Here is a 12,787-nt window from a genome sequence, read left to right on the forward strand (position 1 = left end):
TTCGAGCGGCAGCGCGCGAAGTGCCGGAGAGCCGGCGCCGAGGGGATGCACCGCCGAGCACACGTCGTGCCGGAAGCCCGGCAGCGTCAGCTCCGCCGTCCGCGCACCACCGCCCGCGGTCGGCTCCGCCTCATAGACGTGGACGGCCAGCCCGGCGCGGGCGAGCGTCACCGCCGCGGTCAGCCCGTTCGGCCCGGCCCCGACCACCACCGCGTCGACATCGGCCATGATCGGGGCCTTGCCCCGGCGGTCCGGAATTACACCCCCGGCGGGAGCGCTCGCCGGGGATCAGGGACCGGAGGCCGGAGCGGCCGGGGCGTGGGTCGCGGGCGCGGTGCCGGCGTCCTCGGCGATGTCCTCCAGGACCCTGCCCCGCGTCTCGGGGGCGAGGACCACGCAGACGAGCGCGCCCAGCAGCGCCGTACCGGCGAACAGCCACAGCGCGTGGTGGAGGCCCCAGGCATCGACCAGGTCGGGGAAGACGAACACGCCGAGGATCGCGCCGATCCGGCTCGCGCCGACGCTGAGGCCCACGGCACTGCCGCGCAGCGCCGTCGGGAACAGCTCGCTCGGGTACAGCAGGATCATGATGCCCGGGCCGATGTTGGCGAAGAACAGTCCCGCGGCGAACATGATCACGATGCCGGCGAAGGGGGCGTGGGACAGGATGGCGAGCAGGGCGAGCAGGGCGCCCTGTCCGCACATGCCGAGGATCACGCCGGGACGCCGGCCCCACACCTCGACCAGCACCGACCCGACGAGCATGCCGAGAATTCCGACGAAGGAGACCATCGCGGAGCCGACCGCCGCGAGCCGGGTGGAACTGCCGGTGAGCTCGCCGACGATGGTCGGCGTGTAGAGCTGGACCCCGTAGAAGGCGACGGCGAAGCAGAAGTAGAAGACGCAGACGAAGATGGTGAAGCGCAGGAACCGCTTCGAGAACAGCTCGCCGAAACGGTGGGCCTCCAGCCTCGGCGACTCGGCCTGGCCGGTGTCCGATGCGTCGCCGACCAGGTCACGGACGATCGCGGCGGCCTCGTCTCCGCGCCCCTGAGAGCTCAGCCAGCGCGGGGACTCCGGGATCGTCTTGCGGGCGATGGTCACCACGACCGCGAGTCCGGCCCCGACGAGCAGCATCCACCGCCAGGAGCTCGAACCGGTGCCCGCGAACGCGATGCCCATCAGGTACGCGACGACGGCTCCCGCACCGTACGCCATCGACATCAGCGCGATGTGCCGGCCGCGTGAGCGGGTGGCGGCGAACTCGGCCGTCAGCGACGAGGAGATCGGATAGTCGGCGCCGATCGCGATGCCGAGCAGGAGCCGGAAGAGGATGAGCTGCCAGAGGTTCTGTGCGACGGCGGTCAGCAGCGCGAACACGACGAACGCGATGAGGTCGAGGGTGTAGACGGTCTTGCGGCCGAGCCGGTCGGTCAGCCGCCCGAACACCAGGGCGCCGAGGAGCATGCCGATGAGGGCCGACGCGCTGACCAGGCCGAGCGTCGTCGAGGGGATGTCCCACTGTTTCTTCAGGACGGGCAGCGCGACCGCGATCACGGTCAGGTCGAACCCGTCGAGGAACATGCCGCACGATGACAGGGCGGTGACCCTCCGCCGGAATCGTGTGAGCTGTGCCGCGTCCAGCGTGTTCGCGAGTGTCATGAAAGACCCCTGCTGTCGAGGATCGTGTGGAGAGAACGGCCGCCTTCTCCGGGGGCGGGTGGGTGCCGCAACACACCCTCCAGGATGGTTCAAGATGATGAACCGAGTTTTGCCCCGGCATGGTACGGGTCGCCAAATCCGCTGACAAGGCCACGACAAGCAGAAGTACGGCCCATAGACACATCATCCGGACGTATGCCAGCATGAGCCTCCGCGCCAATGTGAACCGAGTTCGATATTTAGAACTGGCTGGAGGCCTCATGAAAGCGGCGGTGTGCACGGACACCGGAATCGACGCGGCGATCGAGGACATCGCGGTTCCGGTTCCGAGTGCCGGCGAGGTGCTGCTGCGGGTCGCCGCCTGCGGTGTCTGCCACAGTGACCTGCATGTGCTGACCGGCGCGACCGCCTTCCCGCGCCCGTGCGTCCTCGGTCACGAGGTCTCCGGCGTCGTGTCCGAGACGGGAACGGGCGTCACCAACGTACGGAAGGGCGACCGGGTCGTCGCGAGCTTCATCCTCCCCTGTGGCGCCTGCGAGCAGTGCGCCCGCGGCAGGCCGGAGCTCTGCCTGGAGTTCCTCGTCAAGAACCGCCGGCGCGGAGTCCTCTTCGACGGCACCAGCCGGCACCGGACCCACTCGGGCGACCCGATCTGGATGTACTCGATGGGCGGTCTGGCGGAGTACTGCGTCGTCCCCGCGAACGACCTGTTCACGGTCCCGGACGACATCGACCTCGTCGCGGCGGCCGTCCTCGGCTGCAGCGTCTTCACCGCCTACGGCGCGGTGCACGATGTCGCCGAGGTCGGTCTCGGCGACTCGGTCGCGGTGATCGGCGCGGGCGGGGTGGGATCCAGCCTCATCGCGCTGGCGCGGGCGGCGGGCGCCGCGGACGTGATCGCGATCGACATCGAGGAGCACAAGCTCACGGCCGCCGCCGCGCTCGGCGCGACCCGTACGGTGAACGCGGCTCGCGGCGACGCCGTCGCGGCGGTGCGCGAGGCGACGGACGGCCGTGGAGTCGACGTCTGTTTCGAGGCCATCGGCGATCCCGGCACCCTGCGGACGGCGGTCGACGTCTGCGGAGACGGCGGTCACGCCGTCGTGGTGGGGCTGGCACGCCCCGGCACCCCGGCGAGCTTCGACATGGGCCGGCTGGTCCGCCGCAAGCTGCGCGTCTCCGGCTCCTACGGCGCGAGTCCCGGCGCCGCCATGCCGGCGGTCATCCGGCTGGCCGCCGGCGCCCGTATCGACCTGTCGGCCATCGTCACCGACCGGTTCACGCTCGAGGAGGTCACGGTCGCCTACCAGGCCCTGGCCGACCGCAAGATCGCTGGACGCGGTGTGCTCGTCATTGACACCCGGCTCTGAAGGAGAAACGAGAACGGTGACCCTGCACTACTCGGTCAAGGACCACATCGCCTCCGTCGTCATCGACCGGCCTCCGGTCAACGCGCTCGACGACGACACCTACCAGGAGCTGATCTCGGCCTTCACCCGCATCACGGACGACGTGGACGTGCGTGCGGCCACCCTGACCTCGACCGGAACGCGTGCCTTCTGCGGCGGGACCGACATCAACTTCTTCTCGCTGCGGCACACCGACGATCCGGGCTGGCACGAGCGCCATTCGCGGCTGGTGCGCGAGGCCTTCGCGGCCATCTACCGATGCCGCGTCCCGGTCGTCGCCGGTGTGCAGGCGGCCGCGGTCGGCGCGGGCGTCGGGCTGCTCGGCTCGGTCGACCTGGTGATCGCCGCCGAGGGCGCGACGTTCCGGCTCCCGGAGATCGATGTCGGCGTGCTCGGCGGTGCCCGCCACCTCGCCCGCCTCGTTCCCGAGCAGCTCGTGCGTTACCTTGCCTACACCGGGGAGCCCCTCACCGCCGCGGAGCTGTATCGGGTCGGCGGCGCCTGCCGGATCGTGAGCGCGACCGAACTGCCCGGGGAGGTGAGCCGGCTCGCGAACGTCCTGGCCGAGAAGTCCCCCGCCGCGCTGCCCACGCTGAAACGCGGGCTCAACCACATCGAGCTGGGCTCGCTCAACGTCGAGGAGGGCTACCGCTACGAGCAGACGCTGACCGGTGGCCTCGCCGACCATCCGCACTCCCAGGAGGCGGCCAGGGCCTTCTTCGAGAAGCGAAAGCCGCACTATGCCTGACCGCGAGGCGCCGCTGCTCCGAACCCGGGTCGTGGACTTCACCCGCGTCTTCTCCGGTCCCTTCGCCTCGCAGGTGCTCGCCGGTCTCGGCGCCGACGTCATCAAGATCGAACGACCGGACGGCGGCGATGAGGCGAGGGACTACGGGACCCGGCCGGACCCGGAGAGCCCGGGCCCGCCGTTCCTCGCCATGAACCACACGAAGCGGTCCGTCGCCGTCGACCTGAAGGCCCCCGGCGGCCTGCGCGTCGCACGACGCCTGGTCGACACGGCCGACGTGGTGATCGAGAACTTCCGGCCCGGGGTGATGGACCGCCTCGGGCTCGGATACGCCCAGGTCTCGGCCACCAACGCGTCGCTGGTCTACTGCTCGATCTCCGGCTACGGGAGTACCGGGCCGCTCGCCGGGCGGGCCGCGAACGACCTGTCCATCCAGGCTCTCAGCGGGCTCCTCAGCATGACGGGCGAGCCCGGGCGCCCGCCGGTGCGCACGCCCGCGCCGGTCGGCGACCTGATGGCCGGGATGTTCGCGGCGATCGGCGTCCTCGCGGCGCTGCGGGAGCGCGAACGCTCCGGCCTGGGCCAGCACGTGGAGACGTCGATGCTGGAGGCGCAGGTCAACACCCTCAACTACTTCTTCGTCGACCATTGGCTGAACGGCACCGTGCCGCGCCCCATGGGCACGGCGAACGGCCTCGGCCTGCCCAACCAGGCGTTCCAGACCCGCGACGGGTGGGTGTGCATCACGTCCTCGAACGAGCGGGCCTGGCAGCGGCTGTGCGCCGCGCTCGACATCGCGCGGCACGCCGCCGATCCGCGTTTCGCGACCCTCCAGGCCCGGTACGCGCACCGCGACGCGCTGGTGGACCTGCTGTCCGCCGCGACGAAGAGGCTCACCACCGCCGAATGCGTGGCCCGGCTGGACGCCGCGGGTGTCTCGAACTCCCCCGTGCGGGATCTCGCCGAGGCGGCCATGGAGCCTCAGCTGGAGGCGATGGGCGCCGTCGTGACCGTGCCGATGGAGCGGCTGGGCGACGTGCGCCTGGTGAACAGTCCCCTGCACTTCTCCGCATCGCCGCGGCCCGCCACGACGCCACCGCCACGGCTGGGAGGCGACACCCGTGAGGTGCTGGCCGAGCTCGGCTACTCACCGCGGGAGATCGCCGAGCTGGAGGCCGAGCAGGCCGTCCTGTCGGGCCAGAACGTGGAAGGAGCAGGGTTGTGACCGCCGAGGCATCGTGGTCATCGCGTACGGCCGTGGTCACCGGGGGCGCCTCCGGCATCGGCCGGGCGACGGCGCTGGCGCTCGCCGCCCGGGGGGCCTCCGTCGCCGTCCTCGACAAGGACGCCGGTTCGGCCGACGAGGTCGCCGCCCGGATCACGGCGGACGGCCCGGGCACCGGCCTGTCCAGCCCCTGCGACCTCTCCCGCGTCGGCGAGATCCGGTCGTGCGTCGACCGGATCGCCGAGCGGTTCGGGCACATCGACATTCTCGTGAACTGCGCCGGCATCGTGGGGCCCCGCGTGGGGCTCGCGGACATCACCGAGGACATCTGGGACTCGGTGCACGCGATCAACCTCAAGGCGGCGGTGTTCGTCACCCAGGCCGTCGTGCCCCACATGACCGCCGGAGGGCGCCGGGGCGGGAACATCGTCAACGTCGGTTCCGCGTCCGCGCACCGCGCGGTCGTCTCCTCGCACCCGTACGCGAGTTCCAAGGCGGCGCTGGAGTCCCTGACCCGTACGCTCGCCGGCGAGCTCGCGCCGCACGAGATCAACGTCAACGCGGTCGCGCCAGGCGTCACCGCCACCGCGATCTACGGCGAGAACGACGATGACGAGGCACGAACCGCACGGGCGCGTCAGGGGCCCACGGCGAACCTGTTCGGACGGTTCTCCCAGCCCGACGACATCGCCGCGGCCATCGTGTTCCTCTGCGCGCCGGAGAGCCGCCAGATCACCGGGCAGGTCGTCCATGTCTCCGCCGGCGCCGTCGTCTGATCGGGAGAACGAGCAATGAAACGCATTCCTCATCGGATCAACGGCCGCCGGGTGGCGACCGGTCCGCGTACCGGAAAGGTCTACGACCCGGCCATCGGCCGCGTCACCGCCGAGGTGCCCTACGCCTCGGCCGCCGAGGTCGACCAGGCCGTGGCGGCCGCGACGGCCGCCGCTCCCGGCTGGGCGGCCACCTCCGTGGCGAGGCGGGCGGCCGTGCTCTTCCGCTTCCGCGAGCGGCTCGGCGAACGTGCGGCCGAGCTGGCCGAGGTGATCACCTCGGAGCACGGGAAGGTCCTCGGCGACGCGGCCGGCGAGGTCGCACGCGGGCTTGAGGTGGCCGAGTTCGCCTGCGGCATGCCGCACCTGCAGAAGGGGGAGTACAGCAGCAACGCCGCCAGTGCGATCGACGTCTTCTCGCTCCGCCAGCCGCTGGGCTGCGTGGCGGTCATCTCTCCGTTCAACTTCCCGGCGATGGTCCCACTGTGGTTCGTGCCGATCGCGGTGGCCTGCGGGAACACGGTCGTGCTCAAGCCGAGTGAGAAGGACCCGTCGGCGGCCGGGGTCATCGCGGACACGTTCGCCGAGGCCGGCCTGCCGGACGGTGTACTGAACGTGCTGCACGGCGACAAGGAGGCCGTCGACGCCCTGCTCGGCCACCCGGATGTGGACGCGGTCTCGTTCGTGGGCTCGACCCCGATCGCCCGGCACGTCCACGCGACGGCCTCCGCCGCCGGCAAACGGGTCCAGGCGCTCGGCGGCGCCAAGAACCACATGGTCGTCGCGCCGGACGCGGACCTCGACACGGCGGCGGACGCGGCCGTCAGCGCCGGTTTCGGCTCCGCGGGGGAACGCTGCATGGCGATCTCGGTCGTCGTGGCCGTCGATCCGATCGGTGACGAACTGGTGTCGCGCATCGTCGCCCGCATCGCCCGGCTCAAGGTCGGGAACGGGCGCCGCGCCGTCGACCTCGGGCCGCTGGTCACACGGGAGCATCTGGCGAAGGTCACGTCCTACCTGGACGCCGGGGTCGCCGCGGGAGCCGAACTGGTCGTCGACGGCCGGACCGCCGTCCCGGACGGGGACCCGGACGGATTCTGGCTCGGCCCGAGCCTGTTCGACCAGGTCGAGCCGGACATGTCGGTCTACACCGACGAGATCTTCGGCCCGGTGCTGTGCGTCGTGCGCGTCCCCTCCCTGGACGCGGCGCTGACGCTGGTCAACGAGAACCGCTACGGCAACGGCACCGCGATCTTCACCATGGACGGGCGCGTCGCCCGCACGTACCAGAACGAGGTGAAGGTGGGCATGGTCGGGATCAACGTGCCGATCCCCGTGCCGGTCGCGCCGTTCTCGTTCGGAGGCTGGAAGGACTCGGTGTTCGGCGATCTCCATGCCTACGGCGAGGACGGCGTGCGCTTCTTCACGCGCCCCAAGGTGGTCACCCAGCGTTGGCCGGAGCCGCCCGCCGGAGTCGACCTCGCCTTCACGGCGAACCGTTAGCCGGCGGATGTACGGAGGAAGGGTGTGCGGAACGTGACCGACCGTCTCGTGGTGGTGGGCGCGGGCACGATGGGCGTCGGTATCGCCTACGTCGCGGCGTCGCGCCGGTACGACGTCGAACTGGTGGAGACCGACGCGGACCAGGCCCGGCGCGCGACGCGGCGGCTGCGCGACCGGTGGGACAAGGCCGTGGCCGCCGGCCGGACGCCCGCGGAGGAGGCCGTCGCCGCCCGCGGACGCGTGCGGGTTGTGGAGAGCCTCGACGCGGCCGGACGCGAGCCGTCCGTCCTGGTCGAGGCGGTTCCCGAGCGCGCCGACCTCAAGCGGGCGGTGCTCGGGTCGGCGGAGCGGCTCGAGCCGCGGCTGCTCGCCAGCAACACCTCATCGATCTCGATCCGTGCGCTCGCGGCCGCGCTCGATCGCCCGGACCGGTTCGTCGGCCTGCATTTCTTCAACCCGGTCTGGGCGATGCCGCTGCTGGAGGTGGTGGTCGGCCCGTCCACGTCGGGCGAGGCGCGGGCCATGGCGCTGGCCGTGGGCGATCGGCTGGGCAAGGATCCGATCGTCGTCAACGACGCGCCCGGTTTCGCCACGTCCCGGCTCGGTGTGGCGCTCGGCCTCGAGGCGATCCGGATGGTCGAGGACGGCGTGGCGGCACCGGCCGACATCGATCGCGCGATGACGCTCGGATACCGGCATCCGACGGGCCCGCTGGAGCTGACCGACATCGTCGGACTCGACGTCCGGCTGGACATCGCGAGGACACTCCGATCCGCGTACGGTGACCGCTTCGCGCCGCCCGCGCTGCTCGAGAGCATGGTCGCCGACGGAAGGCTGGGAAAGAAGAGCGGCCACGGCTTCTACACCTGGACGGACGGTGTCGAACAGTGATCGAGGTCGAAGAGCGCGACGATGCGCTCGCCGCGATCAACCAGAGTCTGTTCGCCCGCATCCTGCGGCTGCCACTGCCAACGCTCGCCGCCGTCGATGGGCCCGCCCTGGGGGGCGGAGCCGAACTGGCGTACGCCTGTGATCTGCGTGTCTGCACCGACCGTAGCTTCTTCGGGCAACCCGAGGTACGGCTCGGGATCCTTCCGGGCGCCGGCGCGGCGTACCGTCTGCCCCGGTTGATAGGCGAGGGGCGGGCCAAGGAGATGATGTTCACCGGCAGGCGCCTCCTGCCCGCCGAGGCGCTGCGGTTCGGACTCGTCAACGCGGTGGTGCCCCCGGACGAACTGCTGACGGCCGCGCACGCCCTGCTCGATCAGATCACGATCGCGTCGCCGATCGCTCTGCGCCTGGCCAAGTACGCGATCGACGCGCCAGAGTCGGCTCATCCGCACGTCGACCTGCTGGGGCAGGCGCTACTTTTCGAATCCCCCGAGAAGCGGGACCGTATGACGGCGTTCCTGCGCGGAGTGAAGTGAGGAGACGAGGCGTGTTTGCGGCTTTGAACCGAGTTCGGCGCCATCAAGCCGACACTTTTGAGTCGACTTACCCGACGAGCCTATCTACAATTGAACGCTGTTCGAGATTATGAACGGAGTGCCCGTGCCCGCCATCGAGAAGGCAGCACAGATCTTGGACGCGCTCGGCGCGTCCGACGAACCCATGGGGTTCACCGCGCTCGCCGCCGTCTCCGGACTGCCCAAGAGCTCACTGCACAACCTGTGTGCGAGCCTTGTGGCCACCGGCCTCGTGGACCGGCTCGCAGACGGCCGCTACCGTCTCGGACTCCGGCTGGTCGAGCTCAGCCAGAAGCGCCTCGCCGACACCGACATCGTCTCGCAGTTCAACGAGGTCTGCGAGGCGTCGGCCTGGCTGCCGGATGAGTCGATCGTGCTCGCCGTCCTCGACGGGCTGGACAGCCTCTATCTGGCCCGGCGGCTCGGGAGAAAACCCATCGCCGTCCGCTATCAGAAGGTCGGCATGCGACTGCCCGCGGCGCTGACGGCGACCGGCAAGTCGCTCCTGTCGCTGCACGATGACGGCTACGTGCGGAAGCTGTACGCGGGCGGTTCCGGCCTGCAGAGCCCGTTCGGGCCGATGGTCACGACGGCCGATGAGCTCATCGACGAACTCGCGCTCGTACGCTCCCGGGGCTACGCCATCGACGACGGGGACACCGTGCCGGGGATGATCTGCTTCGGCGCGCCGATCGCCGTTCCGGGCCGCAAGCCGTCCGCCGACGACGTCGAGTCCATGGGCGCGGTCGCGTTCAGCGTGGTCAAGTCCACCGTCGACGGCGTGACGCACGACCAGCTCGTCACGCAGATCCAGAAGCTCGCCGACCGGATCGCCAAGAGACTCGCCACATTCTGAACGCGCGGAGCCCCCTGCCGACGTGACCGCCATCACGGCCGACGGCCGGGCGTCCACGTACCGGTACCGGGCGGTACGGCGCGCCGGAATCAAATGCGGCCGCCACGCGCTGGGGTTCGTGTGAAGAAGATTGGTTTCCTCTCCTTCGGGCACTGGACGCCGAGCCCGCAGTCTCGGACCCGTACCGCGAGCGACTTCCTGCACCAGTCCATCGACCTCGCGGTCGCGGCCGAGGAACTCGGCGTGGACGGGGCGTACTTCCGCGTGCATCACTTCGCCCGCCAGGCAGCCAGCCCGTTCCCGCTACTCGCCGCGATCGGTGCGCGTACCTCGAAGATCGAGATCGGCACCGGCGTGATCGACATGCGCTACGAGAACCCGATGTACATGGCAGAGGACGCCGGTGCGGCCGACCTCATCGCCGACGGCAGGCTCCAGCTCGGCATCAGCCGCGGCTCCCCCGAGCAGGTGATCGACGGCTGGCGCTACTTCGGCTACGCCCCCGCCGAGGGCGAGACGGACGCCGACATGGCCCGCCGGCACGCCGAGACGTTCCTCACGGTGATCGAGGGCGAGGGCTTCGCGCGGCCGAACCCACGGCCCATGTTCCCCAACCCGCCGGGTCTGCTGCGGCTCGAGCCGCACTCCGAGGGCCTGCGCGAGCGCGTCTGGTGGGGCTCCGGGTCGAACGCGACCGGCGTGTGGGCCGCGAAGCTCGGCATGAACCTGCAGAGCTCCACGCTCAAGGACGACGAGACCGGCGAGCCGCTGCACGTCCAGCAGCGCAAGCAGATCGAGGCGTTCCGCGAGGCGTGGAAGGAGGCCGGCCACTCGCGCGAACCGCGGGTGTCGGTGAGCCGCAGCATCTTCGCCCTCACGACCGACCTGGACCGCGCCTACTTCGGCGGCGACCGCAACTCACAGGACCAGGTCGGCATGATCGACGAGACGACCAGGGCGATCTTCGGGCGGTCCTACGCCGCGGAGCCGGACGTCCTGGTCAAGGAACTCGCCCAGGACGAGGCCATCCAGGCCGCGGACACCCTGCTGCTGACCATCCCGAGCCAGCTCGGCGTCGACTACAACGCGCACCTGCTGGAGAACATCCTCACCCACGTCGCACCGGACCTCGGCTGGCGCTGACGACGGACATCTCCACCCGGCGGTCTCCACCCCGGCGGCCCCATACGGTGCAGTATGGCAACTCATCGGCGCGATGCGTTATTGATTCTCCCCGTGGCGGAGACCGCCGCCGTACCGACGAACGCGACGCGGGGCGTCGCGCCGGACCGCTCCCCGCATCGGTTCGTCGGAGCGGCCTCAGCCGGACGTGTCCGCGTCGAGGGCCCGGCCGCGCGCCGCGTGCAGGTACTTCGCGTGAGCGGCGAACACCTCGTCGTTGGAGGCCAGCGAAGCGCCGGGCACCGTCGGCGACACGAACGTCGGCAGCACCGTGCCGCGGCCGGCGCAGATCTCGGCGGTTCGCGTGATCAGTTCGTGGCTGACCACGGTGGCCAGGACGGTGGAGGAACCGCCGGTCGGACGGTCCCAGCCCGGGATGTCGATCAGGGCGTCCTGGACCGGCACACCCGTGTCGATGACCACGTCGCACACGTCGCCCAGCAGGTTGCCGGAGGAGTGCTTCGCCGGCCGCTTGGCGCTGTCCCCCGACGTCACCGCGACCGTGGTGATGCCGCGCTTGCCCGCGTACATCGCCGCCTCGATCGCGGCGGAGTTCGTCCCGCCGTGGCTGTAGCAGACGAGCGTGTCGCCCGCGGACAGCGGCTCGTGGTCGAGGAACTTGTCGATGTAGTCCTCCACGCGCTCCAGCCAGAGCAACTCTCGTACCCCGCCGGGGCCGAGCACGTTGTGCCACATCAGGCGCGGGTCGGTCAGCGGGTGCAGGCCGACGAAGCTGCCGTACCGGGGAAAGGCGTCGAGCGTGGGGATGACGGAGTGGCCGGAGCCGAACAGGTGGATGAGGTTGCCGGTGCGAAGCGAGTCGGCGCAGGCCGTGGCGGCCCGGTCGAGCGCCTCGTTCTGGGAGTCCGCCAGTTTCTGGAGCAGGTCGATGACCTGCCGGGTGTACCTCGGACCGGTGGGCATGGTGTTCCTCTCGCGTGCGCTAGGTGTTTCGGATGGTGACGGTGACCTGGTATCGGTCGCCCCGCATGACGCTCGCCACGTACTCGAACGGCAGCCTCCCGTCGTAGGTGACGCGCTCGACGTAGAAGGCGGGGGCGCCGACCGGCACCTTCAGTAACCTGGCCTCTTCCTGGCTGACCAGTCCCGCGGTGAAGGTCTCCTGCGCCTCTTCGGGGATGACGCCGTAGTTGGTCTGCAGGACGGAGTACAGCGATTCACCGTCCAGGGCGATCCCGGTCAACTCGGGAAAGCGCTCGGCGACGAGATAGGCGTTCTGCACCCCGATCGGCTGGCCGTCGCCGAGCCGGACCCGGTGCGCCCGGATCACCCGCGCGCCGACGTCGAGGCGCAGCGCGGCGGCCACATCGGCCGGCGCGGCCATCTCCTCCAGGGACAGCAGCCGGCTGCCGGGCTTCATGCCGAGGTCGTGCATCTCCGCGGTGAACGACCGGACCGATCGCGTACGCGCGGTCAGGCCGGGTTCGCGCACGTACGTGCCGCGCCCCTGCTCGCGGATCAGCAGGCCGCTGTTCACCAGGCGCTGGAGCGCGTGCCGGATGGTGATGCGGCTGACGCCGTACGCCGTGCACAGCGCCTTCTCGGCCGGGATCGCCTGGCCGGGCGCCCACTCCCCCGACGTGATGCGCTGCCGGAGCTGGCTTTCGACGTACGCGTAGCGGGGGACGGCCGGGTCGGTACGGCGCTTGTCGTCGGTCACTGCTCGCTCCGCATCTGATCAGCAAGGCACAGCGCCCCGAGGACGCCGGCATCGGTACCGAGGCGAGCCGCAACGCGGAGGACCTGGCGGCCGGCGGGTGAGGCCCAGTCGTCGAACGCGCGTGCGATGCTCGGGGACAGCATCGCGAAGTACGGGGCGACCACGCCACCGACCACGAGGATCTGGGGGTCCCAGCCGCTCGCCACCGCGGCGAGGCCGCGGCCGAGCGCGTGCCCGTACTCCTCGACGGCCGCGCGACACGCCGCGTCGCCCGCGGCGGCG

Annotated in this window: 14 protein-coding genes; 9 read left to right on the forward strand and 5 right to left on the reverse strand. The window is 70.8% G+C overall.

Annotated elements, in window-relative coordinates; genetic code table 11:
* On the reverse strand, window positions 1-228 hold a 228-nt coding region (locus tag ACFFNX_RS26525; protein WP_378207820.1), incomplete at its 3' end, for an FAD-dependent oxidoreductase.
* A 60-nt stretch (window positions 229-288) separates the two neighbouring features.
* The gene (locus ACFFNX_RS26530; RefSeq protein ID WP_378207823.1) at window positions 289-1,662 is read right to left on the reverse strand and encodes an MFS transporter; all 1,374 of its coding nucleotides are present in this window, start codon (window positions 1,660-1,662) and stop codon (window positions 289-291) included.
* 260 nt (window positions 1,663-1,922) lie between these two features.
* Here ACFFNX_RS26530 and ACFFNX_RS26535 point away from each other — a divergent pair, with 260 nt between their 5' ends.
* The 9 genes from ACFFNX_RS26535 (at window position 1,923) to ACFFNX_RS26575 (ending at window position 10,785) form a co-directional block, all read left to right on the forward strand.
* Window positions 1,923-3,032 carry a zinc-binding dehydrogenase gene (locus tag ACFFNX_RS26535; protein ID WP_378207826.1) on the forward strand — a complete coding sequence of 370 codons (1,110 nt, stop codon included), beginning with the start codon at window positions 1,923-1,925 and terminating at the stop codon, window positions 3,030-3,032.
* A 16-nt stretch (window positions 3,033-3,048) separates the two neighbouring features.
* Window positions 3,049-3,819: an enoyl-CoA hydratase-related protein gene (locus ACFFNX_RS26540; protein WP_378207829.1), complete on the forward strand. Its 771-nt coding sequence runs from the start codon at window positions 3,049-3,051 to the stop codon at window positions 3,817-3,819.
* Window positions 3,812-5,044, forward strand: coding sequence for a CaiB/BaiF CoA transferase family protein (locus ACFFNX_RS26545; protein WP_378207832.1), 1,233 nt, complete (start codon window positions 3,812-3,814; stop codon window positions 5,042-5,044). Before ACFFNX_RS26540 ends, ACFFNX_RS26545 begins: the two co-directional genes overlap by 8 nt.
* Window positions 5,041-5,820, forward strand: a complete 780-nt coding sequence (locus ACFFNX_RS26550) for an SDR family NAD(P)-dependent oxidoreductase (protein WP_378207835.1) — start codon at window positions 5,041-5,043, stop codon at window positions 5,818-5,820. The genes ACFFNX_RS26545 and ACFFNX_RS26550 overlap by 4 nt, the downstream gene beginning before the upstream one ends.
* 15 nt (window positions 5,821-5,835) lie before the next feature.
* Window positions 5,836-7,320, forward strand: coding sequence for a CoA-acylating methylmalonate-semialdehyde dehydrogenase (locus tag ACFFNX_RS26555; protein WP_378207839.1), 1,485 nt, complete (start codon window positions 5,836-5,838; stop codon window positions 7,318-7,320).
* Between the two features lie 33 nt (window positions 7,321-7,353).
* Entirely contained in the window at window positions 7,354-8,211 is an 858-nt protein-coding gene (locus ACFFNX_RS26560; RefSeq protein WP_378207842.1) for a 3-hydroxyacyl-CoA dehydrogenase family protein, read from the forward strand.
* Complete coding sequence (locus ACFFNX_RS26565; RefSeq protein ID WP_378207845.1) at window positions 8,208-8,747, forward strand: enoyl-CoA hydratase/isomerase family protein; 540 nt, start codon at window positions 8,208-8,210, stop codon at window positions 8,745-8,747. The genes ACFFNX_RS26560 and ACFFNX_RS26565 overlap by 4 nt, the downstream gene beginning before the upstream one ends.
* A gap of 124 nt (window positions 8,748-8,871) precedes the next feature.
* The gene (locus ACFFNX_RS26570) at window positions 8,872-9,642 is read left to right on the forward strand and encodes an IclR family transcriptional regulator (protein ID WP_378207848.1); all 771 of its coding nucleotides are present in this window, start codon (window positions 8,872-8,874) and stop codon (window positions 9,640-9,642) included.
* 120 nt (window positions 9,643-9,762) lie between these two features.
* On the forward strand, window positions 9,763-10,785 hold the full coding sequence (locus tag ACFFNX_RS26575; protein ID WP_378207851.1) for an LLM class flavin-dependent oxidoreductase: 1,023 nt from the start codon (window positions 9,763-9,765) through the stop codon (window positions 10,783-10,785).
* A gap of 177 nt (window positions 10,786-10,962) precedes the next feature.
* Here ACFFNX_RS26575 and ACFFNX_RS26580 read toward each other — a convergent pair whose 3' ends face one another.
* The 3 genes from ACFFNX_RS26580 to ACFFNX_RS26590 form a co-directional block, all read right to left on the reverse strand.
* The gene (locus ACFFNX_RS26580) at window positions 10,963-11,748 is read right to left on the reverse strand and encodes a sugar isomerase domain-containing protein (RefSeq protein ID WP_378207855.1); all 786 of its coding nucleotides are present in this window, start codon (window positions 11,746-11,748) and stop codon (window positions 10,963-10,965) included.
* 19 nt (window positions 11,749-11,767) lie between these two features.
* Entirely contained in the window at window positions 11,768-12,505 is a 738-nt protein-coding gene (locus ACFFNX_RS26585) for a GntR family transcriptional regulator (protein ID WP_378207858.1), read from the reverse strand.
* Window positions 12,502-12,787, reverse strand: a 286-nt coding sequence (locus tag ACFFNX_RS26590) for an ROK family protein (RefSeq protein ID WP_378207861.1), incomplete at its 5' end; no start/stop codon positions are given. The genes ACFFNX_RS26590 and ACFFNX_RS26585, both read right to left, overlap by 4 nt.

The sequence above is a fragment of the Actinoallomurus acaciae genome, assembly GCF_042429965.1.
In the GTDB taxonomy this organism is placed as follows: domain Bacteria; phylum Actinomycetota; class Actinomycetes; order Streptosporangiales; family Streptosporangiaceae; genus Actinoallomurus; species Actinoallomurus acaciae.